Source organism: Bordetella genomosp. 5, from assembly GCF_002261475.1.
GTDB lineage: Bacteria > Pseudomonadota > Gammaproteobacteria > Burkholderiales > Burkholderiaceae_B > Bordetella.
In genome coordinates this window covers 80612-106724 of sequence record NZ_NEVN01000001.1, presented here as the reverse complement: position 1 = coordinate 106724, position 26113 = coordinate 80612, and the positions used below count along the sequence as shown (strand labels likewise).

The window sequence follows — 26113 nt, the reverse complement described above, 5'->3', positions numbered from 1 at the left end:
GGAATGACCATGCAGATCAATTCCAACAACCTCAACTCCCTCTCGCGACTCGACGCCCCTGCGCAAGCGTCACCTGCCGCGCCCGCACAGACGGAAAGTCTCGCGCCCGTGCCCGCGAGCGCGGAGCGCTACGCTCAGGTCTCGCTTCAATCGCTGAGCGTATCCAGCGCAAGCCCGCGCGGGCTCACGCTGATCAAGGATCTGGAAAACGGAATTCCGGCCAACGTGCAGATTTTCATCAAACCCACCAAAGGCTCGAACGAATTGAGTCTCGCGTGGCAGATCGCCGCACCGCCGCCCGGTGGCGTGGAACATGTCGTGACCGGCATCGCGATCGGCAAGCGCTGAGCTCTCCGCCATGCCGCCGCGATTCACGTGCGTTGCGCCAGCGCGCGCAGCACGTCCCTCAGCTTCCTGACGGCGATTTCCATCTCCCGCGGCGAGTAGGCTGCGAACCCCATCAAGAAGCCGGCGCGATCGCGGCGTGAGGCGTGCAGGGGCGTGAGCCCCAGCAGGTCCACACCCGCCTTCGCCGCCGCGGCCACCGCCAGCTCCTCTCGAATGTCGCATGTCAGCACGCACTGCATTTGCAGCCCGCCGACCGGCACGCAGGGTTCGACGTAATCGCCCAGGTACTTGCGCACCAGACGGACCAGCGTGTCCCGGCGCTCGACATAGACGTTGCGCATGGCCCGCACATGCGCGCCAAAGTGCCCGCCTTCCATAAAGCGCGCCAAGGTCAGTTGCGCAAGCGTGGCACTGTGGCCGTCGAGCAGCGTGCGCGCCACCGTCATGGGCTCGACCAGGGGCGCGGGCAGCACCATGTAGGCAATGCGCAGGCCGGGAAACATGGACTTGGTGAACGTGCCGATGTAGATGGTGCGCTCCTGCGCATCGAGCCCCTGCACGCACGCCGTGGGCTTGCCGGCATAGTGAAACTCGCTGTCGTAGTCGTCTTCCAGAATCCAGGCGCGCTTGCGATGGGCCCACTCGATGGCCGCCAGACGGCGTTCCAGCGAAAGCGTGCTGCCTGTCGGAAATTGATGCGAGGGCGTCAGGGACACGGCCTTGGCGTCCTTCCCGATCACGTCGAGGCGGTCGACGAGCATCCCCTGATCGTCCAGCGGCACCGGCGCGCATCGCAGCCCCGCGGCCTCGAAGGCTTTGCGCGCGCCCGGGTATCCGGGATCCTCCACGCAGATCCCATCGCCCGCATCCAACAGCACGGTCGCGCACAGCGTCAACGCCTGTTGCGAACTGGTCAGCACGAGCACACGCTCGGCCGTGGCCCGCGCCCCGCGCTCCAGGCTGACGTAGTCGGCGATCGCGCGCCGCAGTCTTTCCGTACCCTGTGGCGGGCTATGGGCCAGGGCCTGACTGTCGTACTCCTTCAGGATCTGGCGTTGCAGCCGCTCCCATGTCGGGAGCGGGAAGCTGCGGGTCTCGGGCACGCCGGGCGCGAACGGACGCGGAAACGAAAACTCCCGCAGACCGCCGCTCTCGAAAATCGCCGTGCCGCGCTGACTCAGGCGGATAGCCTCGGCGCCGGTGGACTTGCGCGGCGCGAGCCTTCGGGTCGAGCGCTTCGCGCGTTGCGAGACAAAGCTGCCCACGCCCACATGACGCTCGATGAAGCCTTCCAGCTGCAGTTGTGTATAGGCCGCCTCGACCGTATCGCGCGACACGCCGAGCGACGTGGCCAGCCCCCGCGACGCGGGCAGCGGCCTGCCGACGCCCAGGGTGCCGTTGAGGATCAGTTCACGCACGGCGCGCTGGATCCGCAGATGCAGGGGCATGGACAGGTGGGCGGGATTCTCGATCCATGCCTTCACGGTCTCGAGCTGTGCGTGTTTGAACATATGTGTTGGCCCCTGAACCCTTTGCCCTGACATTGCCTGGCGGCTCGCGCCTTGCGTCGGGGCGCACGGGGCGGTCTCATTCCGGGCGGTCGCATGCCGGGCGTCGCCACGCCGGGCGTCGCCACGCCGGGCGTCGCACGCCGGAAGCCCCACGCGGGCCACGCCTGCCGCGGCGGCCGCTGCGAGCGAGCGAGCAAGCAGGCAAGCGCCAATGGTCTGCTCGACTTCCGAATATTGGTCGGCTTATTCGGACCATTCTAGCGTTAAAAAATCGCCGAAGGCAGTCCGCCCGTTCCCAGGAGTTTCGCGTCGCCATGGCATCCACCGCCCCCCACGTTTCGCTTCGCGCAAGCGACCTTACCCATCCCATCGTCGCGGGGCTGATCTCCGTCATCGTCAACTACGGCGGCACTTTCGTGCTCGTCTTTCAGGCGGCCAAGGTGGCGGGCCTCAGCCCCGAGCTCACCGCCTCGTGGGTCTGGTCGATCTCGATCGGCGTGGGCGTCACGGGGATATTTCTCAGCTGGGTGACCCGCGAGCCGATCATCACGGCGTGGTCCACACCCGCGGCCGCGTTTCTGGTGACGGCCCTGGCGACCACGTCCTACGCCGAAGCCATCGGCGCGTATCTTATCTCGGCGGCGGCATTCGTCGTCCTCGGCCTGTCCGGATGCTTCGAGCGCGTCATCCGACTCATCCCGCCCGGCATCGCGGCGGGCCTGCTGGCGGGCATCCTGCTGCAATTCGGCATCGGCGCATTCGGCAGCATGAGCCTCGACCCGGTGCTCGCGGGGCTGCTCATTCTCGCGTACGTGGTGTTGAAGCGCTTCACCGCGCGCTACGCGATTGTCGGCATCCTGGTTCTCGGCCTGGCCTACCTCCTCTTGCAAGACCGCGTGGATCTGGCCGGCCTGCAACTGCAGCTGGCGCAGCCCGTATTCACCATGCCGGCGTTCTCGTTGAACGCGCTGCTGAGCGTCGCGCTGCCCTTGTTCCTGATCACGCTGACGGGCCAGTACATGCCGGGCATGCTGGTGTTGCGCAACGACGGCTTTCGAACCAGCGCCAACCCCATCGTGGCGGTCACCGGGCTCGGCTCGCTGGTCATGGCGTCGTTCGGATCGCATGCCTTCAATGTCGCCGCCATCACGGCGGCGATCTGCACCGGCAAAGAGGCGCACGAAGACCCGTCCAAGCGCTGGGTCGCGGGCATCGCCGCGGGTATTTTCTATATCCTCGTCGGTGTGTTCGGCGTCACGCTGGCTGCCGTCTTCATGGCGTTCCCGGCCACCTTCATCGCGACGCTCGCCGGGCTCGCGCTACTCGGCACCATCGGCACGAGCCTGGCCCTCGCCCTGAACGATGCCAGAACGCGCGAGGCGTCGTTGATCACCTTTCTGGCCGCGGCCGCCAACATCAAGATGCTCGGCATCGGCGGCGCATTCTGGGGCCTGCTGATCGGCCTGCTCGCCTACGGCATCCTCAACGGCCGCCTCGCGCCCGCACCCGGAACCGCGCCGACGGCCTCGCCCCCCGCACACCAGAAAAAAGCCGCGGGCTGAGGCCGTCGCCGCCGCGCTCAGTCGTCCAGCACGCAGCGCGCGAGCCCGCGCAGCGCGTCGATGGCGCGGTCGGCCGATTCGCCCATCTGCGCGTGCACGATGGCGCCGTCGATGGCGACCGTCAGGCAGCGCCCCAGACCTGCGTCGCGGCTCTCGAAGACCTCGTTCAGGCATGTAGCGACGTCGTTCTTGTGGTCGCGCACCACCTGCAGAATGTCGGGATGGGTCGAGCCGAACTCGGCCGCCGCGTTCAGAAAAGCGCAACCCCGAAATTCCTCGCGCTCGAACCAGTCGCGCAGCGTGAAGGCCAGCGCATCGATCTTCGAGGTGCCGGCGGCCAGATTCAGCTCGAGGCTCTCGCGAAACCAGCGGATCCACCGCTCGTGGCGAAACTCGAGATACGCCGTCACCAACAGCTCCTTGCTGGGATAGTGCCGATAGAACGTCACCTTGGTGACGGAAGCGGCTTCGATGATCTTGTCGATCCCGGTGGCGCGGATGCCCTGCCCATAGAACAGCGCATGGGCCGCATGCAGGATGCGCTCGCGCGGCGGGAGATCGTCGGGGGGGGAAATGTGGCGGGCCATGACGCATTGTAGACAGACCGGTCCACCTCCTGCAATCAGAAGTAGACAGGTCGTTCCACCTGCGCTAATCTGCGCAGGTAGACAGATCGTTCTACTTCTTTCCTTCTCCCAGGAGCCACCATGGAAACCCGCCCTCCGCTGCCGCCGTTCACCAAAGAAACCGCCATCCAGAAAGTCCGACTCGCCGAAGATGGCTGGAACACGCGCGACGCCGCCAAAGTGGCGCTCGCCTACACGCTCGACACCAAGTGGCGCAATCGCGCCGAGTTCGCCAACAACCGCGCCGAAGCCCAGGCATTCCTCGACAGGAAGTGGAAGAAGGAACTCGACTACCGCCTCATCAAGGAGCTCTGGGTACACGACGGCAACCGGATTGCCGTGCGCTACGCCTACGAGTGGCACGACGACGCGGGCAACTGGTTCCGCTCGTACGGCAACGAAAACTGGGAATTCATGCCCGACGGACTGATGCACCGCCGCTACGCCTGCATCAACGACATGCCGATCAAGGAGTCCGAGCGCAAATTCCACTGGCCTCTGGGCCGCCGCCCCGACGATCATCCGGGGCTGTCCGAACTGGGGCTCTGAACGATCGCGCCGGCACGCTCCGCAACGCTGCCCGCGGAGGAGGCACCCAGCCCGGTTGTCGCATCGTTCGTCCCTTCGACGGCGCCACACCCCAAGACCAGAAGGCCACGCAAGTGGCCTTTTTTCTTGCCTGCCACATTGCCGAGGCAAGGCGATACGCGGGTGCGGGTGCGGGTGCGGGTGCGGGTGCGGGTGCGGGTGCGGGTGCGGGTGCGGGTGCGGGTGCGGGTGCGGGTGCGGGTGCGGGTGCGGGTACGGGTCCGGCTGCGGGTGCAGGTACGGGTCCGGCTGCGGGTGCGGATACGGGTCCGGCTGCGGGTGCGGGTTCGAGTCCGGGGCGGTGGGGTCGCCCCCGGCCCTGGTCTATCGCTTTCAACCCGCGCGGCGGGCCCCCCGGGGTGGCCCGCGCGCTGCCCCCCGTGGGGAGAGCAAACCCGTCCTAATGTTTTTTTAATGTACCAGCACCCGCCCAACTCTACGGGTAAACACCCTCTATTACGCGGAGAACTCCCGATCTATAAACACACATTGTTTTTTTATTGTTTTTTTTAAAATGAAAATTGCACTGATCGGATGCGGCGAAGTCGGGCACTGCTATGCCCGCGCCTGGACCGCTGCGGGCCACCGCATCGTCGGCATCTGCGAATGGCGAACGGACGAGGAAATGGCGGCGCGTGCCAGCGAGGCCGGCGCGCCCTTGCATGCGGAACTCGGCCCCTGGCTGGCCGAGGCGGACGTCGTGGTCTCGGCCGTTTACGGCTACAACGCCGCCGAGGTCGCCGCGCAGGCGCTCGGCCACCTGCGCGCCGATGCGGTCTACGCGGACTTCACCACGGCCAGCGCCCCCGACATGCAGAAGGCCGCCGCCGCGGCCGCCGCGCGCGGCATTCCTTTCATGGACGTCGCCATCATGGGCGCCATCGCCCTGCTGGCCGAGAAGACGCCGTTGCTGTGCGCCGGGGAAGGCGCGGCGGTCGTGACCGAGCTGGGCGAAAGCGCGGGCGCGACGGTCCGGATCATCGAAGGCCAGCCCGGCGACGCGGTGCGCCTGAAGCTCCTGCGCAGCATCATGACCAAGGGGATGGAGAGCCTCTCCGTCGAATGCCTGGTCGCGGCCGAACGCATGGGCCTGCGCGATTCTCTGTACGAAGTGCTCGCCGACATCGACCGCACGCCGCTCACGGCGTTCATGGACTCGTTCGTGCGCTCGCATGTGCTGCATGCGCCGCGCCGCCTGGCCGAGGTGCGCGAAGCGCGCGACCAACTGCATGAAGCGGGCCTGGAACCGCTGGCGCTCAACGGCGTCGAGGCGCTCTTCGCGCGATCCACCCGCGGCATCGAAGCCGCGCGCGCCCAGGGCGAGGCCCCTGCCGCCGACACGGTCGAAGCCCGCCTTGCCTGGCTCACCACACTGGCCCGCCAGTCCTGATCCCCCACCGCGCCCCAGAGCGCGGACCCCAATCCGAAAAACACTGCGTGAGGAAGACAATGAAACTGTTCAAGAAAATGCTGGCCGCCACCCTGGTGCTGGGCTGCGCCGCGGCGCACGCCGCCGACCTGGGCTCGTCGCCGATCACCCTGATCTCGCCCTTTCCGCCCGGCGGCGGCACCGACACGCTGACCCGCATGATCGGCAACGCGATCAGCCAGGATGCCGGCTGGAACATCGTGGTCGAAAACAAGCCCGGCGCCGGCGGCAACCTGGCGCTGGACGCCACGTCGCGCGCGCGTCCGGACGGCCATACGCTCGTCATGGCACAGACCGACAACATCGTGCTGAACCCCTGGCTCTACACCAAGCTCAGCTACGACACCTTCAAGGACTTCAAGCCGGTGGGCCCGGTGGCCAGCTCGCCCAGCGTTTTCGTCGTGCTGCCCGACTCGCCCTACAAAACCCTCAACGATGTCGTGAAGGCCGCCCAGGCGCGACCCAACCTGGTCTCGCTCGGCATTCCCGGCATCGGCGGCACCGGCGATCTGACCGGCTATCTGTGGCGCAAGGCGGCCAAGATGGAGCTCATGCACGTGCCCTATCGCGGCTGGAGCCAGGCCTTCCCCGACCTGGCCAGCGGCCGGATCGACATGTATGTCGGATCGGTGGCGTCGCTGCTGCCGCAGATCCGTGGCGGCAAGGTGCGTGCGCTGGGCGTCGTCGCCACCGAGCGCTCGCCCGCGCTGCCCGACGTGCCCACCTTTCCGGAAAGCGGCTTTCCGACCATCAACCAGTCGATCTGGTGGGGCCTGATGGTGCCGGGCAAAACGCCGGACGACGTCATCGCCACGCTGAACGCCGAACTGCGCAAGGTGCAATCGAATCCGGAATTGATCAAGAAGCTCGAAGAGGCCGGCTACAGCGTCCTGACGGGTTCGCCCGAAGACCTGGGCCGCCGCCACCGTGCCGACCACGACGCCTTCGGCAAGGTCGTGGAAGAAGCCGGTATTCCGAAACAGTAAGCCCGACACGTATCCATTCAGCGATCAGGAGCAGTGATGCCAGGTTTTGAAATCCACGCCCGCCAGCGCGCGGTCAGCAAGGAACTCGTCGACAAATTCCGTGAGGTGCCGGTGGCCAACGTGAGCGACTGCATGTCGCGCATGACGGCAGGCGGCGCGCGCCTGCGGCCGATGCACAATGGTCATCCGCTGGCCGGCCCGGCGCTCACGGTGCGCACGCGCCCCGGCGACAACCTGCTGGTGCACAAGGCGCTGAGCCTGGCACAGCCCGGCGACGTGATCGTGGTCGACGCCGGCGGCGACCTGACCAACGCCATCATCGGCGAGATCATGACCACCTATGCCGAATCGCGCGGCATCGCGGGCATCATCATCAACGGCGCCATCCGCGACTGCGGCACCATCCGCCGCAGCGCGTTCCCCGTCTATGCGGCCGGCGTCACGCACCGCGGCCCCTACAAGGACGGCCCCGGCGAGATCAACTGCGTGGTTGCGCTGGACGGCATGACCATCGCGCCGGGCGACCTGATCCTGGGCGACGACGACGGCCTGCTCGCCGTGCCGTACGAACAGGCCGAAGCCATCTATCAGGCGGCGGCGGCAAAGCACGACGTGGAGACCAAAATGCTGGCCGACATCGCCGCCGGCACGCTCGACACCTCGTGGATCGACGACCGCCTGCGTGCGCAGGGCTGCACGGGAGTCTAGCCATGGGCGGTGCATCAGTCGGCCGGCCCGATCTGCGCGTCGTGCGGCTGGATCTGTGGATCGATCCCGCGTTCGACGCGGCGATCGCGCAGGACAGCAGGCTGGACCTGCGGGTGCTCCCGGCCCAGGGCGACGCGGTGACCGCGGCCGGCCTGGCCGGCGCCCACGCCTACCATGTCAGCGCGGCCAAGGACGAAGTCCCCGCGCGCTGGCAGGTGTCCGCCAACCTCCTGGCCCTGTGCCCCGAGCTGCTGTGCGTGTCGTCGGGCGGCGCCGGTTACGACACCGTCGATGTGGCCGCCTGCACCCGTGCGGGCGTGGCGGTGGTGAATCAGGCCGGCGCCAACGCAGCGTCGGTGGCCGAAATGACCTTCGCCCTGCTGTTGTCGCTCGTGAAGCGGCTGGGCGAATCGGAAGCCGCGCTCCGGGCGGGCACGGCCGTCAGCCGCGAGGCGTTGATGGGCCGAGAGATCGAAGGCCGCGTCATCGGCCTCGTCGGGATCGGCGAGATCGGGCGCCGCGTCGCGCGCATCGCGGCCGGGTTCGGTTTGAAGGTTATCGCCTACGATCCGCTGCTGACCGACGCGCAGATCACCGACCGGGGCGCCGCGCCCGTCACCTTTGCCGCGCTGTTGGAGCAGGCCGACATCGTGAGCCTGCACTGCCCGCTGAACGCCGGGACGCGAGGGATGTTCGGCACGGCCGCGCTGCGCCGGATGAAGCCCGGCGCGCTATTCATTTCCACCGCGCGCGGCGGCATCCATGACGAGGACGCGCTGCTTGCCGCGCTCGAGTCCGGCCACCTCGCCGGCGCGGGCCTGGACGTCTGGCAGGTCGAGCCGCCGCCGCCGCACAATGGCCTGCTGCAACGCAGTAACGTGGCCGTCGCCTTTCATACGGGCGGCGTGACGCACGAGGGCCGGCGCAAGGTCGCGCAGGGCTCGGCCACGCAGATCATCGACATGCTGGCCGGACGCAGGCCCGACCGCCTGCTCAACCCCGAGGTCTGGCCGCGCTTTCTGGCGCGCCTGGCCGAACACGGGATCAAGGTGCCGCGCCCGCCGTTGTTATAGTCGCAGCTTTGAAACCGGGAAGAGCCAGCCTCCTCATGTCGAGCGCCAGTGATTACGTCTACGGCGAATTGCGCCGCCGCCTGATGGCCGGATCGTTCCTGCCCGGCGAGCCGCTGCGCGAGGAACACATCGCCACGCAACTCTCGGTCAGCCGAACGCCCGTGCGCAACGCGATCGAACGCCTGATCGCCGACGGCCTGGTCACCCGCGAAGGCCGCCGCGGCGCGGTCGTGCTGGGCTGGCAGGACCGCGACATCGACGAGGCCTTCGAGCTGCGCATGCTGCTTGAGCCATACGCCGCCAAGGCCGCCGCCACGCGCGCCACGCCCGAACAGATCGACGAGCTCGAGCGCATCAACCAATGCATGCTCGACGCCGTGAACTCCGGCGCACCTGACCATGTCGCGCAGGTCCAGCACTACAACAACCTGTTCCACCACACCCTGCTCGAAGCCGCGCAGTCCGCGCGCGTGCGGTCCCTGGTCGACAACCTGCTCGACATGCCGATCATCATCGGCTCGTTCTATTTCTACACCCCCGAAGACATGCTGCGCAGCGTGGAACACCACCGCCAGATCATCGCCGCGATACGCGCGCGCGATCCCGCATGCGCGGAGATCGCAGTGCGCTTCCACCTGGCAGCGACCCACCTGCTGTTTCGCTCGCATCGAAAGGATGGAAAGACGGGGGAGTAGTTCTTCCGTGGCTGCGGGGCTCGGCTGACGCCAAAGCAAAGCGAAATTGCAGTCTGACACCTTAAGGCCCTGCTACCTCTTCAGCTCTTGGCCTCAGGCTGCTGCTCCCTCTGAGGCTCTGCTTGGGGCGAGGCGTTATTGGGCGGAGTATCAGCGGTTTCTGGAGGGGAATGCGCCCCTCCCCCCTCCAACGGATTCGGCGCACCCTCCTGGTTGAATGCGCCGGGGTCGACACACGGAGGCGTAGGAACGGGAGGGCGAACTTGTCTATCTCTCGCCTTCGCGTCCGCGAAATACTCAGCCGCAACCCGGTTCTGCGCCTGGCAAAGCTCGAACGCGTCGCGTTTATCGCGCCATGCCGCCTTTGCTGCGTTCTCTGCGGCACCCGCCTCAGACAACAGCATCATTTCGAGAAACAGACTGACCGCAAGAAGGACGCCAATTTTCAATACTTTCTCCGTAAAGTGCCTCAATCTAAGGTGTCAGACTCTTATCTAAGGTGTCAGACTCTGATTTCCTGATTTCGTAGCTGTGCGTGCTCCAACGCTCACCAGCGCTCGCGCGCTGCACGCAGTGATCCCGCTACGAAATTGCAGTCTGACACCTTAAAACCCGCAGCACTACAACAACCTGTTTCACCACACCCTGCTCGAAGCCGCGCAGTCCGCGCGCGTGCGGTCCCTGGTCGACAACCTGCTCGACATGCCGATCATCATCGGCTCGTTCTATTGCTACACCCCCGAAGACATGCTGCGCAGCGCGCAATGTATGGTGTCAGACTCTAATTTCACTGAGAAAGCTCCCACGCTCACCAACACATTTACGCTGCACGCAGTGCCCCCGCCAAGCGCTGATCGCATCTACGCCCCAAAACGACAAGGGGGCTGCCATCGCAGCCCCCTTGTCGCATGAATCAAGCGGCAGAGACCTCCCGCCGCATCACCTCACGTCACTCCACCGTCACGCTCTTGGCGAGGTTGCGCGGTTTGTCGACGTCGGTGCCGCGCACGCATGCCGTGTGGTACGCCAGCAGTTGCAGCGGCACGGTGTGCAGGATCGGCGACAGCATGCCGTAGTGTTCGGGCATGCGGATCACGTGCATGCCTTCTTCGTTGTTGATCTTGCTGTCGGAATCGGCAAACACGTACAGCTCGCCGCCGCGCGCACGCACTTCCTGCATGTTGGACTTCAGCTTCTCGAGCAGGGCGTCCTTGGGCGCGATGGTGACCACGGGCATCTGGTCGGTGACCAGGGCCAGCGGCCCGTGCTTGAGTTCGCCGGCGGGGTAGGCCTCGGCGTGGATGTAGCTGATTTCCTTGAGCTTGAGCGCGCCTTCGAGGGCGATCGGGTAGTGCATGCCGCGGCCCAGGAACAGCGCGTTTTCCTTGGTGGCGAAGCGATCGGCCCAGGCCATGATCTGCGGCTCGAGCGCGAGCACGGAGCCGATGGCGGCCGGCAGGTGGCGCAGCGCCTTCATGCACTCGGCTTCCTGCTCGTTGCTGAGCAGGCCGCGCGTCTGGGCCAGCGTCAGCGTCAGCAGATACAGCGCGGTGAGCTGCGTCGTGAATGCCTTGGTCGATGCCACGCCGATCTCGACGCCTGCACGGGTGATGTACGACAGCACGCACTCGCGCACCATGGCGCTGGTGGCCACGTTGCAGATGGTCAGCGTGTGGTTCATGCCGAGCGAACGCGCGTGCTTCAGCGCGGCGAGCGTGTCGGCGGTCTCGCCCGATTGCGAGATGGTGATGACCAGGGTCTTGGGGTTCGGCACGCTGTCGCGGTAGCGATACTCGCTGGCGATTTCGACGGCCACCGGGATCTGCGCCATCGATTCGATCCAGTACTTCGCGGTCATGCCGGCGTAGTAGCTGGTGCCGCAGGCCAGGATCAGGATGCGGTCGATGTCCTTGAAGATCTTGAACGCTTCGTCGCCGAACAGCTCGGGCGTGATGGCGTCGATGTCCTGCAGCGTGTCGCCGACGGCGCGCGGCTGCTCGAAGATCTCTTTCTGCATGAAGTGGCGATAGGGGCCGAGTTCGGCCGCGCCGGTATGCACGTGCACGGTGTTGGTCTTGCGGTCGACCGGCTTGCCTTCGGCGTCGACGATCCAGACGCGCTGCAGTTGCAGGTCGACCACGTCGCCGTCTTCCAGATAAACGATCTGGTCGGTCGTGCCGGCCAGGGCCAGCGCGTCGGAGGCGAGGAAGTTCTCGTTCTTGCCCAGGCCCACGACCAGCGGCGAACCCTGGCGCGCACCGACCACGCGGTGCGGCTCGTCGCGGCAGAACACGGCGATGGCATAGGCGCCATGCAGGCGGCGCACGGCCTGTTGCACGGCGTCGAAGAGATCGCCGTTGTACAGGTGGTTGACCAGGTGCGCGATCACTTCGGTGTCGGTCTGGCTTTCGAACACGAAGCCCGCCTGCTGCAGCTCGGTGCGCAGTTCGGCGTAGTTTTCGATGATGCCGTTGTGGACGAGCGCGATGCGCGGCTCGTCCTTGCCGATCGAGGAGAAGTGCGGGTGCGCGTTGTAGGTGGCCGGCGCGCCGTGCGTGGCCCAGCGGGTGTGGGCAATGCCGGTGAAGCCCGACAGCGACTCTTCAGCCACCTGGTCGGCCAGCTCGGCCACGCGTTGCGTGCTGCGGGTGCGGCGCAGATGGCCGTCCGTGTGCAGCGCCACGCCGCAGGAGTCATAGCCGCGGTATTCCAGCCGCTTCAGGCCTTCGACCAAGATCGGGGTGATGTCGCGCTGGGCGACGGCGCCTACGATGCCGCACATATGCTGTGCTCCTGAGAAATAGAGAAAGTGGACGCATTGTGCATCCCCCTTCACGAAATTAGATTTCTATATTTAGTGCAATCTGAAAGATTAATTTCTTACAGGAACGTGATTAAATATAATTTCTCTACAGCCTGATTTATGAACGAATCATGCAAAACGAACTGATTTCGCCCGAATCCCCGCCCGCCAGTGCCCCGCTGGACGACCTCGATCGCCGCATTCTGGAACAACTGCAACAGGATAGCTCGCTCACCAACCAGGATCTGGCCGAGCGCGTGCATGCCTCGCCGCCCACCTGTCTGCGCCGGGTGCGCCGTCTGATCGAATCGGGGGTGATCGAAAAGCAGGTGGCGATTCTGTCGCCCGCCGCGCTGGGCAGCACGCTGACCGCCATCGTGGAGATCACGCTGGACGTGCAGGCGGCCGAGCGGCTCGACGAATTCGAGGCGAGCCTGCTCGCCGAGCCGGCGGTACTGCAGTGCTACCGCGTGTCGCCCGGCCCGGATTTCGTGGTGATCGTGCAGGTGCGCGACATGCCCGCTTATCACGCACTCGCGCACCGGGCCTTCACGGCGCATGCCAATGTGCGCAACGTGCGCACCTTCTTCTCGGTGCATCGCGCCAAGTTCGAGACGCGGATCGAGCTGCCGCCGGCGTGATCGCGGGCGGCAGCATCACGCTCAGCGCCGCGGCTTGGCCGCGAGCAGGCGGTCGAACTGGGCCAGATAACGGCGGCCCATCTCGGTCACGTCGTGCTCGGTCTTCACGTAGGCGTAGGCGCGCTCGGTCACGTCGGCGCGGAAGGCCGCGTCGTCCAGGCAGCGCGCCATGCCGGCCGCCATCGCCTGATAATCGCCCACCGCGCACAGCACACCACGGCCGTCGGCGAGGCTTTCTTTCAGGCCGCCCGCATCGGTGGACACCACCGGCACCCGTTGCAGGAACGCGTCCAGGACGCTGCTCCCGAGCGCCTCTTCCAGCGAGGCCATGACGAAGACGTCCATCACGCTGTAGAAGTCTTCCACGCCCTTGCGAAAGCCGGCGAACCGGTACACGTCCTGCAGGCCCAGGCGCTGCACTTCGGCCCGCGCCTCGGCCTCGCGATTGCCGCCCGCGCCGAAATGCAGGAACACGAAGTCGGAACGCGTGCGCGCGAGTTCGCCGATGGCGCGCACCAGCGTGACGGGGTCTTTGTCGTGCAGCAGCGCGGCCGAGGTGGCAAGCATGCGGCGGCCGGTGAGGGCAAACTCCTGCACCAGCGCGGCCACGTTGGCCTGATCGATCTCGTGCGGCTCGACCGCACTGCGGATGATCACCGGCTCGATGCCGAGACGTCGCGGCTCGCTGGCCGCCATCTCGCTGATCGCCACGAACAGATCGACATGGCGCCATTTGTAGCCGGTCTTCCATTCGTCCTTGGGTTCGACCACGAACGAGGTGCGGCGCGAAAACACGACCGGGCGGCGATGGAACAGCCGGGTGAGCACGGCCCAGGTATTGGTGTTGGCGGTCTGGCTGTGCACGATGTCGTAGCCCGCGCCATGACGCGCCAGAAACGCGAGCTGGCCCGGCACGTTGCGCACCGCGTGCACCTTGAAGCCTTCGTCGGCGGCGCGCTGCGCGAGCGGGCCACCGGCACGGCACAGAATCTCGACCTCATGACCGGCCTTGCGGAAGGCACGCATGCAGTACAGCGTCTGGCGCTCGCCGCCGCGCCAGCCTTTCTCAAAATTGAGCTGTAGGATTTTCATCAGCGGCCGATCGCCTCGTACTCGAAACCCTGGGCCCGCACTTCCGCCGGCGTCCACAGATTGCGGCCGTCGATGATGAGCGGACGCGTGAGCAGCTTCTGCACGCGCGACATGTCGGGCGCGCGGAACACCTTCCACTCCGTCACGATCAACAGGGCGTCCGCGCCGTCGAGAGCGGCGTACATGTCCGGCGCCATGGTCACGTTCGGGTTATCGGCCAGCACGCGGATCGCCTGCGGCATGGCCACGGGATCATAGGCGCGGATCTGAGCGCCACGGCGCGTGAGCTCGGCGATCAACGAGAGGCTGGGCGCCTCGCGCATGTCGTCGGTATTCGGCTTGAAGGCGAGGCCCCACACGGCGAAGCTGCGCTGGCTCAGGTCTTCACCGAAGCGCGCGATCACCTTCTCGGCCAGGCGCAGCTTCTGTGCGTCGTTGGCGGCCTCCACGGCTTCGATCACGCGCATCGGCACGCCTTGCTCGGCGCCGGTACGCAGCAGCGCCTGCACGTCTTTCGGGAAACACGAGCCGCCATAGCCCACGCCCGGATACAGGAATTGATAGCCGATGCGCGGATCGGCGCCGATGCCGCGGCGCACCTGTTCGATATCGGCGCCGAGCTTCTCGGCCAGATTGGCCATCTCGTTCATGAACGAGATGCGCGTGGCGAGCATGCTGTTGGCGGCGTACTTGGTGAGCTCGGCGGAGCGCACGTCCATCACCATCAGACGCTCGTGGGTCCGCTGAAACGGCGCGTACAGCCGTCGCATCACGTCCACCGTGTACGGGTCGTCGGCGCCCACGACGATGCGGTCGGGGCTCATGAAATCGTTGATGGCCGCGCCTTCTTTCAGGAACTCGGGGTTCGAGGCGACGGTGAACGGCAGGTCCAGGCCGCGCGCGGCGAGCTCTTCGGCAATGGCCTCGCGCACGCGATCCGCCGTGCCCACGGGCACGGTCGACTTGTTCACGACGACCTTGCGATCGTCCATGTGGCGCGCGATATTGCGCGCGGCGGCGAGCACGTACTGCAGATCGGCCGTGCCGTCTTCGCCCGGCGGCGTGCCGACGGCGATGAACTGGATGTCGCCGAACGCCACGCTCTCGGCGATATCGTCGGTGAAATGCAGGCGGCCACCGGCCACGTTGCGGCTCACGAGGTCTTCGAGGCCGGGCTCGTAAATGGGAATCTGGCCGGCACGCAGCCCGGCCACCTTGGCCGCGTCGATGTCCAGACACATGACGTCGTTGCCCATATCGGCCATGCACGCGCCCGAAACAAGGCCGACATAGCCGGTGCCGATGACTGTAATTTTCATGTGTTGCCTGATCCCTAGCCAAAACGATGGCAATACGCCACCGCTGCGGATTATAAAAGTCAGTTCATGACAGCAGGCCGTATTCCCGAAAAACGGCCCTTTGGCAGGCAACCATGGCCCCGATTCGCCGTGCAAAACCAGGGCCGCGCGGGCGCCGGCGGGGGCCACCGGCGCGGATTCAAGCCGCCGACGACCCGACCTTTCGGGCGATTCTGACCATGTTGACCGCCACGGCCAGCACGGCGCAGACCGTGCCGAGCACCAGGGCCACGGTCGGCCCGTGCGAGGCCGACAGGCTGAACGCGATGGCGACCAGCGCGGTGCCGAAGCTCTGGCCGAACACCCGGGTAGTGGCCTGCAGGCCACCCGAGGCGCCGCTGCGTTCGCGCGGCGCGGACGACAACATGGCGCGGTTGTTCGGCGTCTGGAAGAAGCCGAAGCCGCAACCCGCGATGAACATGCCCACCATGATCCAGGCATTGCCCGCCGAGGTCGGCAACACCGTCACCCACAGCATCCCGATCACCATGGCCGCCGCCCCCGCGCCGCTCAGCACCGCGGCCGAGTAGCGATCGGACATGCGGCCGGCGAACGGCGCGACCAGGGCGGTGCCCACGGGCCAGGCGGCCATGAGCAGCCCCACCTCCAGATGCGGACGCCCCAGCACTTGCTGAAAATAAAAGGGCAGCGCCACATACGAGGCCATCTGCGCGGCGAAGGTGCAGGCCGACGCCGCCACCGCATAGGCCACCGGCCGGATGCGCAGCAGATCCACCGGCACCAGCGGCGCGGGCTGGCCGCGCACGCGCCGCACCAGTACGAAGCCGGCCACCGCGGCGATCGCGATCAGGCCGATCCCGCGCAGGGGATCCTGACCCAGCATGTCCACGCCGGAGATGAACACGCCGAGCGTGATCATGCTGAGCACCGCGGCGACCCAATCCAGCCGGGAGCTGCTGCGCGGCACATCGGGCAGGAACCGCAGCCCGAACATCGCGGCAATACAAAACGGCAGATTGACCGCAAAGATCCAGCGCCACGGCGCCACGGTGAGGATGAAGGAGCCGATGGTGGGACCGAGCACCGACATCACGGCCACCGTGGTGGCGTTGATGCTGATGCCGCGGCCCAACAGGCGCAGCGGATAGATGTTGCGCACCAGGCCGCCGAACATGCACATCAGCGTGGCCGCACCCACCCCCTGGAACACCCGCGCCATGCTGAGCTGCCAGAGCGACTGCGACAGCGCGCAGGCCAGCGACGCCGAGGTGAACAGCACCAGGCCGAACGTGAACATGCGGCGAAAGCCGATGCGCTCGGCGAGCGCCGACATCGGCAGCAGCATCATCACGACGGCCAGGTTGTAGGCGTTGATGACCCACACGGCCTGCGACGGCAGGGCGTCGAGGTCGGCGGCGATGGTGGGCAGTGCGACGTTCGCGATGGTGGCATCGAGCACCGAGAGGCTCATGCCGACCAGCACGGTGGCCGCGGCGTAGTAGCGCCGCGGCGTGGGCAGGCCGTCAGGCGCGCCGCCTGGCGCGCCCGTCGTGCTCACGACTTCTTGGCCGGGCGTTTCCAGCCGTCGACCGTGGTCTGTCGAGCGCGCGAAAGCGTGAGTTTCTCGGCCGGCGCGTCACGCGTGAGCGTGGTGCCCGCGGCCAGCGTGGCCCCCCGGCCGACGCGCACCGGCGCGACCAGCTGGGTGTCCGACCCGATGAAAGCGTCGTCTTCGATGACGGTGCGATGCTTGTTCACGCCGTCGTAGTTGCACGTGATGGTGCCCGCGCCGACGTTCACGCGCGCGCCGATGTCGCTGTCGCCGATATAGGCCAGATGATTGGCCTTGCTGTCTTCGGCGATCACGCTGTTCTTCACTTCGACGAAGTTGCCCACGTGCGTGCGCGGGCCCAGATCGGCGCCCGGGCGCAGGCGCGCGTACGGGCCGATGCGCGCATCGGCGCCGACCTTGGCCTGCTGCAGGTGGCTGAACGCCTCGATCTGGGCGCCGGCGTCGATGGTGACGTCGCGCAGCACGCAATGCGGGCCGACGCGCACGCCGTTGCCGAGCACCACCTTGCCTTCGAATACGCAGCCCACGTCGATGAACACGTCACGGCCGCAGGTCAGGCTGCCCCGCACGTCGAAACGGTGCGGATCGGCCAGCGTGACACCGGCCTCGAGCTGGCGACGCGCCTGTTCGTGCTGCCAGCGGCGCTCGAGTTCGGCCTGTTGCAGGCGGCTGTTCACGCCCAGCGTTTCCCAGCTGGCGCCGGGCTGCGCCGCGTTGACCGGCACGTGGTCGGCGACGGCCAGACCGATGATGTCGGTCAGGTAGTACTCGCCCTGGGCGTTGTTGTTGTCGATGCGCGTGAGCCAGTCCTTGAGCTTCGCGGTGGGCGCGCACAGGATGCCGGTGTTCACTTCCTTGATGGCGCGCTGCGCCTCGCTGGCGTCTTTGTGCTCGACGATGGCGACCACCTGGCCGGCCTCGCTGCGCACGATTCGGCCGTAGCCGGTGGAGTCTTCGAGCACCTCGGTCAGCACCGCCACGCCCTGGCCGCGCGCCTCGAGCAGCTTGCGCAGCGTCTCGGGCTGCACCAGCGGCACGTCGCCGTAGAGCACCAGCGTGACGTCGTCGGCGCCATCGCCCTCGAGCAATTGCGGCACGGCCTGCTGCACGGCGTGGCCGGTGCCGTGTTGCGGCTGCTGCAGCGCAAAGGCCAGGTCTTCCTTGCCTTCGTACGCCGCCTTGACGCGGTCGGCGCCATGGCCCACCACCACGATCACGCGGGCGGGATCGAGCTGGCGTGCGCTGCCGAGCACGTGGCTCAGCATCGGCTGGCCAGCCAGCGTGTGCAATACCTTGGGGAGATCGGACTGCATGCGTTTGCCGAGTCCAGCGGCGAGGATGACTACATTGAGCATAGAACCAACACGTAAGTTAAAAGGGCGGACACGGCGTGTCCGCCTGGATTCGGAAGAATCGGCGCAGCCCCTACGTGGAGCGGCGTGCCGGCTTGATCGAGGTCTTGGCCACGCCGCGCGCGGCGGGCTTGGCATCAGGCTTCTTGGCCGCCTCGGTGGTCTTGGTGGCCGACTTCGCGGCTTTCTTGGCCGGGGTTTTGGCCGCGGTCTTGGAGGCGCGTTTTGCGCCCGTTTTGGCGGCGGACTTGCCGGCGGGCTTGCCGGCCGGCGCCGTGCCCGCGGAGGGCTTGGCGGAGGCCGCCCCCGGCGTATCGACACCGGTCTCGCCCATCATCTGCGGCAGCGTGGCGGCGGTGGCCGCGGCGATCTGGTTGAACTGCTGTTGCAGCAGGCCCCACCAGGCCTGTGACGCCTGAGTGGCCTGCGCGGCAGCGAGGTTGAGCGCTTCCGCGCCGGCATCCGCGGCCGACGCGCCGGTGGCCGCATCCGCATCGGCGGGCGGTTCGGCCGTCGCGTCCGGCGGCGGCGTCTGGCCGAAGGGCGACTGACCGAACGGCGAAGCGCCCGCCGGCTGGCCCGGCGCGGGCTTCAGGCCCAGCGCCACTTCCAGCGGCGAGGGGTCGCTCGACGAACGCGGCGAGCCGGTGTCCATGCTGGACACGCTACCCACGAACGAACGCAGCGTGGCGATGGTGGCGCGCTGCACCTCCATGCCCTGGATCGTGGACGACAGCATCTGCAGATTCAGGCGCAGCCAGCCTTCGACCGCGCGCAGCTCGGTGATGCGGCGCTCGAGCTCCTCGACATTGAGCGGCGGCGTCATGGGCAGCGATTGCGCCAGCCCGCCGGGCCCGGCGAGGCCGGCCCAGGCCTGACGCATCATTTCCATGCTGGCGAGCAGCGGATTGCCCGACAAATCGGAATCCTGCCCCATGCCGGGCATCACGAACGGGTTGGTGTTCGAATCGCTCATTCGGTCTCCTGTGGTGCGTCGGGGCGGCGCTCAGCGCGGCAGCAATTGATCGTTTTCGACACGCACCGGCGCGCCGGTGGCGAAGGCGAACGGCTGCGCACTACGGAAAGTACGCTGGCTGCCGTCGTCCATGCGCACCACGGCTTCGTAATGCGTCACCGTCTGTTGCTGCCTAATATTACGCTCGACTTCGCGGCCTGCCAAAGCGCCGCCCACGGCGCCCAGCACCGTCAGCGCGTCCTTGCCGTGTCCGCCGCCGAACTGGTTGCCGACCACGCCGCCCACCACGCCGCCCGCGACCGTGCCGACGATGTGATTGCTGTTGTCGCGCACCGGCACCTGCACGGTGCGGATCGATGCCACGGTGCCGCAGCTCGGGCAGGACGCGGGCTGGCGTGCCTGCGGGGCCGGCTGCGCCGGCGCGGGCTGGGCTTGCCCCTGGGCGACGTGCGACGGCAGGCCGTTCTGGGCGCGGGCGGCCGGGACGGCGCCGGGATCGGCCGGCGCGAGATTGGCGGCTTCGGGGCCGGAATTGGCGGCTTGCTCCGCGCTCATCGGCGCGTCGCCAGGCCGCTGCTGCGCCCCGGGGGTGGGCAGCCAGCCCAGAATGGCGGCGACCGCCACCGTGCACAACACGATTACGGCAACCGCGGCAGCGGCGAAAAGCGGGTGCAATCCGCGGCGCGGACCCGGGCCCGACGACCCGGCAGACGGAGTGTTCATGGCGTGCTCCATGCGTAACGGTAACGGCCCGTTGTATAGCACCCCGGCAGGCGTGTCGCGGTTTCGGCGTATTGCGTTCGTGACCCTTTGCAAAACCGGTCACGCCGCCTTTCGCGGGCCCCTTCCTCGCGGCTGGACAGCCCTGCCGATTCTGGGACAATGGTCTTATGACTTCCGCTGAAACGCCCATCACGCTGGCCGCCCTCGAGCAGGCCATCAACTACTGGCGCAACCGTCTGCCCTCGCAGGGCGAAGAGGCGCGGTTGTGCGCCGAGGCCGCCGCGCTGGCGGTGCCTTATGCCGCCATGATCATGGCGCATGCACGCGAGTTCGCGCGCGCCGAGCTGTCCGAGGCAGCGCGCACGGCATTCCAATCCTGGGAAAGCGCCCACCAGGGCGCGGCACGCTGAGCTCCGCAAGGGGAGCCCGCCGGGATTGCCCCGGCGGCGCCCCGCTCGATTATTTGGCGTCGAGCAGCAGCTTGAGGTCGTGGGCCACGGCGTCCACGCCGATGGTGCTGTTGGCCAGCACGCGCGAATCGCCCTTGGTATCGAACAGGTAAAAGCCCGCCGAGTGGTCCATCGTGTAGGTGCTGCCATCCTTGCTCGGCACCTTGGCGTAATAGGCCTTGAACGAGCCGGCCGTCTTGCGCACCTGTTCCGGCGTGCCGGTCAGGCCCAGAAAGCGCGAATCGAACGTCGTTACATACTGCTTCAGGATATCCGCCGTATCGCGCTCGGGATCGACCGACACCAGCATGACCTGGACGCGGTCGGCGTCGGGGCCGAGCTTTTCCATGACCTGAGCCAATTCGGCGAGCGCCGTCGGGCACACGTCGGGACACTGCGTGAAGCCGAAGAACACCACCAGCGCCTTGCCCGAGAAGTCGGACAGCTTGCGCGGCGTGCCGTTGTGGTCGACCAGATCCAGGCCTTTGCCCAGCTGCGTGCCCGTGATGTCGCTACCCTTGAACGCCGGCTTGGTCTCGCCGCAGGCGGCCAGGGTGAAGGCGACGGTGGCGGCGGCCGCGGCGCACAGCACCCGGCGACGGACAGGGGAAAGCAAGGACATCAGGCGAGGTCTCCGGTAAGTGGCGTTCAGCGCAGCAGCGCCAAGGCCCAGTGATCCACCAGCAGCGCGCCGAACAGCAGCGCGAGGTACAGGATCGAGAAGCGGAACAGACGGCGCGAACGCTCGTCGGTGTAATGACGGTAAAGGCCCCAGGCATGCGCCAGGAAGATCGTGCCCAGCACGACGGCCACGGCCAGATAGAACAGGCCGCTCATGCGGATCACGTAAGGCAGGATCGTGACCGCCAGCAGGACACAGCTGTACAGCAGAATCTGCAGACGCGTGTACTTGCTGCCGTGCGTGACGGGCAGCATCGGCAGACCCGACTGCTCGTAGTCTTTGCAGCGGTAGAGCGCCAGCGCCCAGAAGTGCGGCGGGGTCCAGATGAAGATGATCAGCACCAGCGCCCAGGCCTCGGCGGGCGTGGCGTTGGCCACGGCGGCCCAGCCCAGCGCGGGCGGCATCGCGCCCGACAGGCCGCCGATCACGATGTTCTGCGGCGTGCGCGGCTTGAGAATCACGGTATAGATCACCGCATAACCGACGAACGTGGCGAAGGTGAGCCACATCGTGAGCGGATTGACCAGGTGATACAGCACCAGCATGCCCGCGCCGCCGAGCAGACCCGACAGCGCCAGCACGTGCGCGGGCGAAATGGTGCCCTGGGCCGTGGCGCGGCGGGCCGTGCGGGCCATGCGCGCGTCGACCTCCTGCTCGATCAGGCAGTTGATGGCGAACGCGGCGGCGGCCAGGAGCCAGATGCCGAGCGTGCCGAACACGACCTTGTCGAGCGGGGGGACACCGGGAACCGCGAGGAACATGCCGATGACGGCACAGAAGACGGCGAGCTGCGTCACCCGCGGCTTGGTCAGCACGAGGTATTGACGCAGCAAACCCTGTTGGGGAGCAGCGATTGAAGACATGATGCTCAGTATTTTACCAACCAAGTCAAGGACTTGCCGGGGCAAATTGTCGCACCGGCGGCCCGCCGGCCGTTGCCAGCCGCACCAGGGCCACCACGCAGGCCAGCGTCAGGCCGGCAGCCCCCCCATTGTGCAACACCGCGATCAGCAGCGGCCACTGGAAGAAAATCGTCGTCAGGCCGGTCAATAATTGCGCAGCCAGCAGGACCAGGATCAGCCGCGCCGGACCCCGCACGCCCGCCAGACGCTGCATTTTCCAGGCCAGCACGCCCAGATACGCCAGCACGACAAAGGCGAAATTGCGGTGGACCCAGTGGATCGCCGTGAGCGCATGCTGCGAGATCATTTCGCCGGAGGGCAGCTCGCCCAGGCCCCGGATCACCGAGAACCCGCCGTGGAAGTCCATCTCGGGCACCCAGGCGCCGTGGCAGGTCGGGAAATCCATGCAGGCCAGCGCGGCGTAATTGGTGCTCACCCATCCGCCCAGCGTCACCTGGACGGCCAACAAGCCCAGGCCGAAGGCGAGCGGCACCATGAAGCGCGCCGCCTGGGCCGGCAGGGCGATGTGCGGGCGCTCGCGCGCGGCGAGCCAGGTCAGCAAGGCCAGCAGCGACAGCCCCAGCACCAGGTGGGCGGTCACCACCGCGGGCATCAGCTTGTGCGTGACGGTCCAGGCACCGAAGGCGCCCTGGATGCACACGGCCACCAGCGACACCGTCGCCAGCGTGGGCGTGCGGCCGAGCACGCGGCGGTGGCGCCACGCCATGTAAACGATCGCGATGATCAGCATGCCCAGGAAGGCGCCGACATAGCGGTGGATCATCTCGATCCAGGCCTTCGACAGGGTCACCGGCCCGAACGGCATGGCCTGGGCCGCTTCGTGGATGTCGGCGCGCGCGCCCAGCGGCGTCACGCTGCCATAGCAGCCGGGCCAGTCGGGACAGCCCAGGCCCGAGTCGGTCAGGCGCACGAAGGCGCCGAACATGATGAGGTCCAGCGTGAGAAACCAGGTGAAGAAGACGAGCTTGCGATAGCGCTCTTTGATGCGATCCATGAATCAGCCAATACGCGAGTTATACAAAAGCCGGCTGATGTCCTTGCGCACCGACACGCCATCGGCGTTGTCCGGGAACTGCAGCATCAGGTTGCCCAGCGGGTCAACCACCCAGATCGGGCCCAGCAGCGCGGACGCGTCGTCGGTCGCGGCCTGCGGGCCCAGCAAGAAGGACCGCAGCGCGTCGGGACGAGCCCGCACCATCACCGTGCCTTGGTAGGCGTTCAGCACCTTTTCGGGTACCGGCGCGTCGTCGGTGATGATCCACACCCGCGCCAGCCGGTCGACGTTCTTGCCTTGGGCCGCGTGGGAATTGCGCGCGATGAAGAGTTTACGCGCACACGATTCCGGGCACGCGCCCTGGTCGACCGAGAGCAGTATCCACTTGCCGTCGAGGCTGCGCAGATCGAAGGGCTTGCCGTCGAGCGTGGTGAGTCCGAGCGCGCTGGCCTCGGGCACCGGCCGCTGCGGCGTCACCAGGGTGCCGTAGTTCTTCTGGTCCTGCGGCCACCACTGCGGATTGAAGTACACGACGAAGGCAGCCACGATCGGCGCCAGCGCGCACAGAAACACCAGGACCAGCGGCGTGAGCGAGCGTTTGGGTTGGGCAGTCGGCATGGTGGAAGCAGTCATGGAAGGCGATCTGTCGTTGAGGGGCTGGCGTGGCGGCGCGGGGCGCCCTGATCGATGAAACAGCAACGGGCGCCCGCTGGGCGCCCACGTCTACGGCTGCGCATTGGCGCGCTGCCGCGCCCGCTTCCAGGCCCGGCCCGCCACCACCAGCCACGCCAGCGCGGCGATGGCGGCGAAGCTGAACCACTGCAGCGCGTAGCCCTGATTCTGGCTGTAGTCGACAGACGGCCCGGGCCAGTCGCGCACGAGGCCATCGGCGGGCGAAGTGCTCGCGGCCGTCTGCATCAGCACGGTGGGCAAGAGCGCCAGCCCGGTCGACTGCGCATAGGCCTTCAGATCGAGGTTCTGCAGCACCGGCGCCGGGCCGTCGCCCAGGCGTGCCGGCAGGCGCGCGGCGCCCGCGCCGCCGAACGACCACAATTCGAAGAGGCGCGGCACGCGCTCGGCCAGCTCGCCCTGCACCGTGACCGGCCCGGCCTCGGCGGGCACGGCCGGCGCCTGCTGCGAGCCGGGCTGGCGCGCGACCCAGCCGCGCAGCACCAGCACGGCGTTGCGGCCATCGTCGAACACGAGCGGGGTGGCCAGCCAATATCCCGGCCGGCCCTGATGATTGCGATTCTCGAGCCAGACGCTGAGCTCGGGCCGCCAGGCGCCGCGCGCTTCGGCCGCCCGCCACGGCATATAGGCGGCCGCACCCTGGCCGGCGGACAGCCTCAGCGGCGCCTGTTGCCGGCCCGCTTCGATCGCGGCGGCCACCGCCCGGCGCTCGTCGGCGCGGCGCAGTTGCCAGCGGCCCATCGACACCGTGACGGCGATGACGACGGCAAGCAACAACAACGCCAAAATCGTCTTGCGTCGCGAGTGCGGAAAAGCCATGTCTGCAATAATTTCGTTTTAACCGGAGGCCGGTATGCGCATCATCGTGGTGGTCGCTTTCATCGGGATCCTCGTCAGCCTGGGCTCGGCGTTGATCTACCTCATGCGCGACAAGGGTTCGACCAATCGTACGGTCAACGCACTGACCGTACGCATCGGCCTGTCGGTGGCGCTGTTTCTGTTCGTGCTGCTGGCCCATCACCTGGGCTGGATCGAAAGCACCGGCCTGCGCTGACCCGCCAGGCGGGCCGGCAGGCCGGCGCCGGCCTTGCTAGAACCAGTAAATAAACAGGTACAGGCCCAGCCACACCACGTCGACAAAGTGCCAGTACCAGGCGGCACCCTCGAACCCGAAGTGATGGTCGGGGCGGAAATGCCCGCGCAGCAGCCGCACCAGAATCACCGTCAGCATCGTGGCCCCCATGATCACATGGAAGCCGTGAAAGCCCGTGAGCATGTAGAACAGCGAGCCGTAGGCGCCCGAGTTGAACTTCAGGTTCAGGTCGCGATAGGCGTGAATGTATTCATACGCCTGACAGCCCACGAACAGAAAGCCCAGGATCACCGTGGCGGCGAGCCAGAAAATGGCTTTGCCGCGATGGTCTTCGCGCAGCGCATGGTGCGAAATCGTGAGCGTGACGCCCGAGGTCAGCAGCAGCGCCGTGTTGATGGTGGGCAACCAGAACGGCCCCACCGTCTGGAAGGCCTCGACCACGCCGGCGGGCCCGAAATTGGGCCACTGCGCCTGGAAGTCGGGCCAGAGCATCAGCCGGTGATCGATGTCGCCCAGCCACGGCGTGGTGATGGTGCGCACATACCAGAGAGCGCCGAAGAAGCCGGCAAAGAACATCACCTCCGAGAAGATGAACCAGCTCATGCCCCAGCGGTACGACGCGTCGATGCGTTTGCTGTTGAGGCCGCTCTCGGATTCGGCGATCGCGTCGCCGAACCAGTAATACAGCACCACCACGCCCGCCAGCAGGCCCGCCAGCACCAGCCACTTGGCGTAGGGCACGCCGTTGACCCAGCCGGCCGCGCCCACGCCGGTGGCCAGCAGCGCCAGCGCCATGCGCACCGGATGGCCGGACATCGCCGGGACGTAGTAGTACGGTGCCTCTTTGTGTGTTGCCGAGTGACTTGCACTCATGATGTTCTCCCTGATGCCGATGATTGGAGGATCGTTGGGGAATACGTTTGATCAGGACAGGCTGGCCACGGCAAAGCGCACGATGAGCACCAGCACGATCACGAACATCGCGGCGCCCAGCAGGCCGGCGATGATCAGGTGCACCGGGTTGAGCCGCGCGATGTCTTCCTGGTAACCCTTGCCCTTGCGCACGCCAAAAAAAGCCCAGAGCACGGCCCGCACCGTCTGCAGAAAACTCAGCTTGCGCCGAGACAGCTGGTGCAGGTCGTCGCTCATGTCAGTTGCCCATCATGTTGGTGAGCAATGACGCGCCACGCAGGAAGGTCCAGCCGAACACCGCCAGCACGAACAGCAGCAGGATCAGGCCCGCGATGCGATTACGGCGGCGTTGCTCGGGTGTCATG

General features: G+C 67.0%; 28 protein-coding genes. 11 read left to right on the top strand and 17 right to left on the bottom strand.

Annotated features, from left to right (window positions below):
* Nucleotides 1–9: 9 nt before the first annotated feature.
* A complete protein-coding gene (locus CEK29_RS00535; RefSeq protein WP_141218283.1) occupies nt 10–348 on the top strand; it encodes a hypothetical protein in 339 nt (112 codons plus the stop codon).
* Nucleotides 349–371: 23 nt separating this feature from the next.
* Here the strand turns inward: CEK29_RS00535 and pdxR are convergent, their stop codons facing one another.
* A complete protein-coding gene (gene pdxR, locus CEK29_RS00530) occupies nt 372–1859 on the bottom strand; it encodes a MocR-like pyridoxine biosynthesis transcription factor PdxR (RefSeq protein ID WP_094857054.1) in 1488 nt (495 codons plus the stop codon).
* Nucleotides 1860–2173: 314 nt separating this feature from the next.
* Here pdxR and CEK29_RS00525 point away from each other — a divergent pair, with 314 nt between their 5' ends.
* Nucleotides 2174–3421, top strand: coding sequence for a benzoate/H(+) symporter BenE family transporter (locus tag CEK29_RS00525; protein WP_094857053.1), 1248 nt, complete (start codon nt 2174–2176; stop codon nt 3419–3421).
* Between the two features lie 17 nt (nt 3422–3438).
* Here the strand turns inward: CEK29_RS00525 and CEK29_RS00520 are convergent, their stop codons facing one another.
* Nucleotides 3439–4008, bottom strand: a complete 570-nt coding sequence (locus tag CEK29_RS00520) for a TetR/AcrR family transcriptional regulator (protein WP_141217875.1) — start codon at nt 4006–4008, stop codon at nt 3439–3441.
* Nucleotides 4009–4128: 120 nt separating this feature from the next.
* On the opposite strand from CEK29_RS00520, the gene CEK29_RS00515 reads away from it, so the two are divergent.
* From CEK29_RS00515 to CEK29_RS00485, 6 genes are all read left to right on the top strand, one after another.
* Entirely contained in the window at nt 4129–4596 is a 468-nt protein-coding gene (locus tag CEK29_RS00515; protein WP_094798271.1) for a nuclear transport factor 2 family protein, read from the top strand.
* A 553-nt stretch (nt 4597–5149) separates the two neighbouring features.
* On the top strand, nt 5150–6025 hold the full coding sequence (locus tag CEK29_RS00505; protein WP_094857051.1) for an NAD(P)-dependent oxidoreductase: 876 nt from the start codon (nt 5150–5152) through the stop codon (nt 6023–6025).
* Between the two features lie 59 nt (nt 6026–6084).
* Complete coding sequence (locus tag CEK29_RS00500) at nt 6085–7050, top strand: Bug family tripartite tricarboxylate transporter substrate binding protein (RefSeq protein WP_094857050.1); 966 nt, start codon at nt 6085–6087, stop codon at nt 7048–7050.
* Between the two features lie 36 nt (nt 7051–7086).
* The gene (locus CEK29_RS00495) at nt 7087–7758 is read left to right on the top strand and encodes an RraA family protein (RefSeq protein ID WP_094798267.1); all 672 of its coding nucleotides are present in this window, start codon (nt 7087–7089) and stop codon (nt 7756–7758) included.
* Between the two features lie 2 nt (nt 7759–7760).
* Nucleotides 7761–8831 (top strand): hydroxyacid dehydrogenase, encoded by a 1071-nt coding sequence (locus CEK29_RS00490; RefSeq protein ID WP_094857049.1) that lies wholly within the window; start codon nt 7761–7763, stop codon nt 8829–8831.
* A 35-nt stretch (nt 8832–8866) separates the two neighbouring features.
* Nucleotides 8867–9526, top strand: coding sequence for a GntR family transcriptional regulator (locus CEK29_RS00485; protein WP_094798265.1), 660 nt, complete (start codon nt 8867–8869; stop codon nt 9524–9526).
* A gap of 949 nt (nt 9527–10475) precedes the next feature.
* Here CEK29_RS00485 and glmS read toward each other — a convergent pair.
* Nucleotides 10476–12308 carry a glutamine--fructose-6-phosphate transaminase (isomerizing) gene (glmS, locus tag CEK29_RS00475; protein WP_094798258.1) on the bottom strand — a complete coding sequence of 611 codons (1833 nt, stop codon included), beginning with the start codon at nt 12306–12308 and terminating at the stop codon, nt 10476–10478.
* A 152-nt stretch (nt 12309–12460) separates the two neighbouring features.
* Between glmS and CEK29_RS00470 the strand changes: the two genes are divergently transcribed.
* Entirely contained in the window at nt 12461–12970 is a 510-nt protein-coding gene (locus CEK29_RS00470; RefSeq protein WP_094857048.1) for an Lrp/AsnC family transcriptional regulator, read from the top strand.
* A 21-nt stretch (nt 12971–12991) separates the two neighbouring features.
* Here the strand turns inward: CEK29_RS00470 and CEK29_RS00465 are convergent, their stop codons facing one another.
* The 6 genes from CEK29_RS00465 to CEK29_RS00440 form a co-directional block, all read right to left on the bottom strand.
* Nucleotides 12992–14062, bottom strand: a complete 1071-nt coding sequence (locus CEK29_RS00465; protein ID WP_094857047.1) for a glycosyltransferase family 4 protein — start codon at nt 14060–14062, stop codon at nt 12992–12994.
* On the bottom strand, nt 14062–15381 hold the full coding sequence (locus tag CEK29_RS00460; protein WP_094857046.1) for a UDP-glucose dehydrogenase family protein: 1320 nt from the start codon (nt 15379–15381) through the stop codon (nt 14062–14064). Before CEK29_RS00460 ends, CEK29_RS00465 begins: the two co-directional genes overlap by 1 nt.
* Before the next feature lie 178 nt (nt 15382–15559).
* The gene (locus tag CEK29_RS00455) at nt 15560–16939 is read right to left on the bottom strand and encodes an MFS transporter (protein ID WP_249278912.1); all 1380 of its coding nucleotides are present in this window, start codon (nt 16937–16939) and stop codon (nt 15560–15562) included.
* Nucleotides 16936–18309 (bottom strand): bifunctional UDP-N-acetylglucosamine diphosphorylase/glucosamine-1-phosphate N-acetyltransferase GlmU, encoded by a 1374-nt coding sequence (glmU, locus tag CEK29_RS00450; protein WP_094857045.1) that lies wholly within the window; start codon nt 18307–18309, stop codon nt 16936–16938. Before glmU ends, CEK29_RS00455 begins: the two co-directional genes overlap by 4 nt.
* 70 nt (nt 18310–18379) lie before the next feature.
* Entirely contained in the window at nt 18380–19282 is a 903-nt protein-coding gene (locus tag CEK29_RS00445) for a PhaM family polyhydroxyalkanoate granule multifunctional regulatory protein (protein WP_176456812.1), read from the bottom strand.
* Nucleotides 19283–19312: 30 nt separating this feature from the next.
* Nucleotides 19313–20005 (bottom strand): glycine zipper 2TM domain-containing protein, encoded by a 693-nt coding sequence (locus CEK29_RS00440; protein ID WP_094798253.1) that lies wholly within the window; start codon nt 20003–20005, stop codon nt 19313–19315.
* Between the two features lie 167 nt (nt 20006–20172).
* On the opposite strand from CEK29_RS00440, the gene CEK29_RS00435 reads away from it, so the two are divergent.
* Entirely contained in the window at nt 20173–20415 is a 243-nt protein-coding gene (locus CEK29_RS00435; protein WP_094798252.1) for a DUF3717 domain-containing protein, read from the top strand.
* A gap of 49 nt (nt 20416–20464) precedes the next feature.
* Here CEK29_RS00435 and CEK29_RS00430 read toward each other — a convergent pair whose 3' ends face one another.
* The 5 genes from CEK29_RS00430 to CEK29_RS00410 all read right to left on the bottom strand — a co-directional run bounded on the left by CEK29_RS00430 (nt 20465) and on the right by CEK29_RS00410 (nt 24562).
* On the bottom strand, nt 20465–21076 hold the full coding sequence (locus CEK29_RS00430; protein ID WP_094857044.1) for an SCO family protein: 612 nt from the start codon (nt 21074–21076) through the stop codon (nt 20465–20467).
* Nucleotides 21077–21102: 26 nt separating this feature from the next.
* Entirely contained in the window at nt 21103–21999 is an 897-nt protein-coding gene (cyoE, locus tag CEK29_RS00425) for a heme o synthase (RefSeq protein ID WP_094798250.1), read from the bottom strand.
* A 25-nt stretch (nt 22000–22024) separates the two neighbouring features.
* A complete protein-coding gene (locus CEK29_RS00420; RefSeq protein ID WP_094798249.1) occupies nt 22025–23053 on the bottom strand; it encodes a COX15/CtaA family protein in 1029 nt (342 codons plus the stop codon).
* 3 nt (nt 23054–23056) lie between these two features.
* Entirely contained in the window at nt 23057–23686 is a 630-nt protein-coding gene (locus tag CEK29_RS00415; protein WP_094857043.1) for an SCO family protein, read from the bottom strand.
* Nucleotides 23687–23776: 90 nt separating this feature from the next.
* Nucleotides 23777–24562, bottom strand: coding sequence for an SURF1 family protein (locus tag CEK29_RS00410; protein WP_094798247.1), 786 nt, complete (start codon nt 24560–24562; stop codon nt 23777–23779).
* Between the two features lie 34 nt (nt 24563–24596).
* Here CEK29_RS00410 and CEK29_RS00405 point away from each other — a divergent pair, with 34 nt between their 5' ends.
* On the top strand, nt 24597–24797 hold the full coding sequence (locus CEK29_RS00405) for a twin transmembrane helix small protein (protein ID WP_094798246.1): 201 nt from the start codon (nt 24597–24599) through the stop codon (nt 24795–24797).
* Between the two features lie 36 nt (nt 24798–24833).
* Here CEK29_RS00405 and CEK29_RS00400 read toward each other — a convergent pair whose 3' ends face one another.
* The 3 genes from CEK29_RS00400 to CEK29_RS23765 are packed head-to-tail and all read right to left on the bottom strand — an operon-like array spanning nt 24834 to nt 26112.
* Nucleotides 24834–25709, bottom strand: coding sequence for a cytochrome c oxidase subunit 3 (locus tag CEK29_RS00400; RefSeq protein ID WP_094798245.1), 876 nt, complete (start codon nt 25707–25709; stop codon nt 24834–24836).
* 51 nt (nt 25710–25760) lie between these two features.
* Nucleotides 25761–25985: a DUF2970 domain-containing protein gene (locus CEK29_RS00395; RefSeq protein WP_094798244.1), complete on the bottom strand. Its 225-nt coding sequence runs from the start codon at nt 25983–25985 to the stop codon at nt 25761–25763.
* 1 nt (nt 25986) lies between these two features.
* Complete coding sequence (locus tag CEK29_RS23765; protein ID WP_212590865.1) at nt 25987–26112, bottom strand: cytochrome oxidase small assembly protein; 126 nt, start codon at nt 26110–26112, stop codon at nt 25987–25989.
* Nucleotide 26113: the final 1 nt, after the last annotated feature.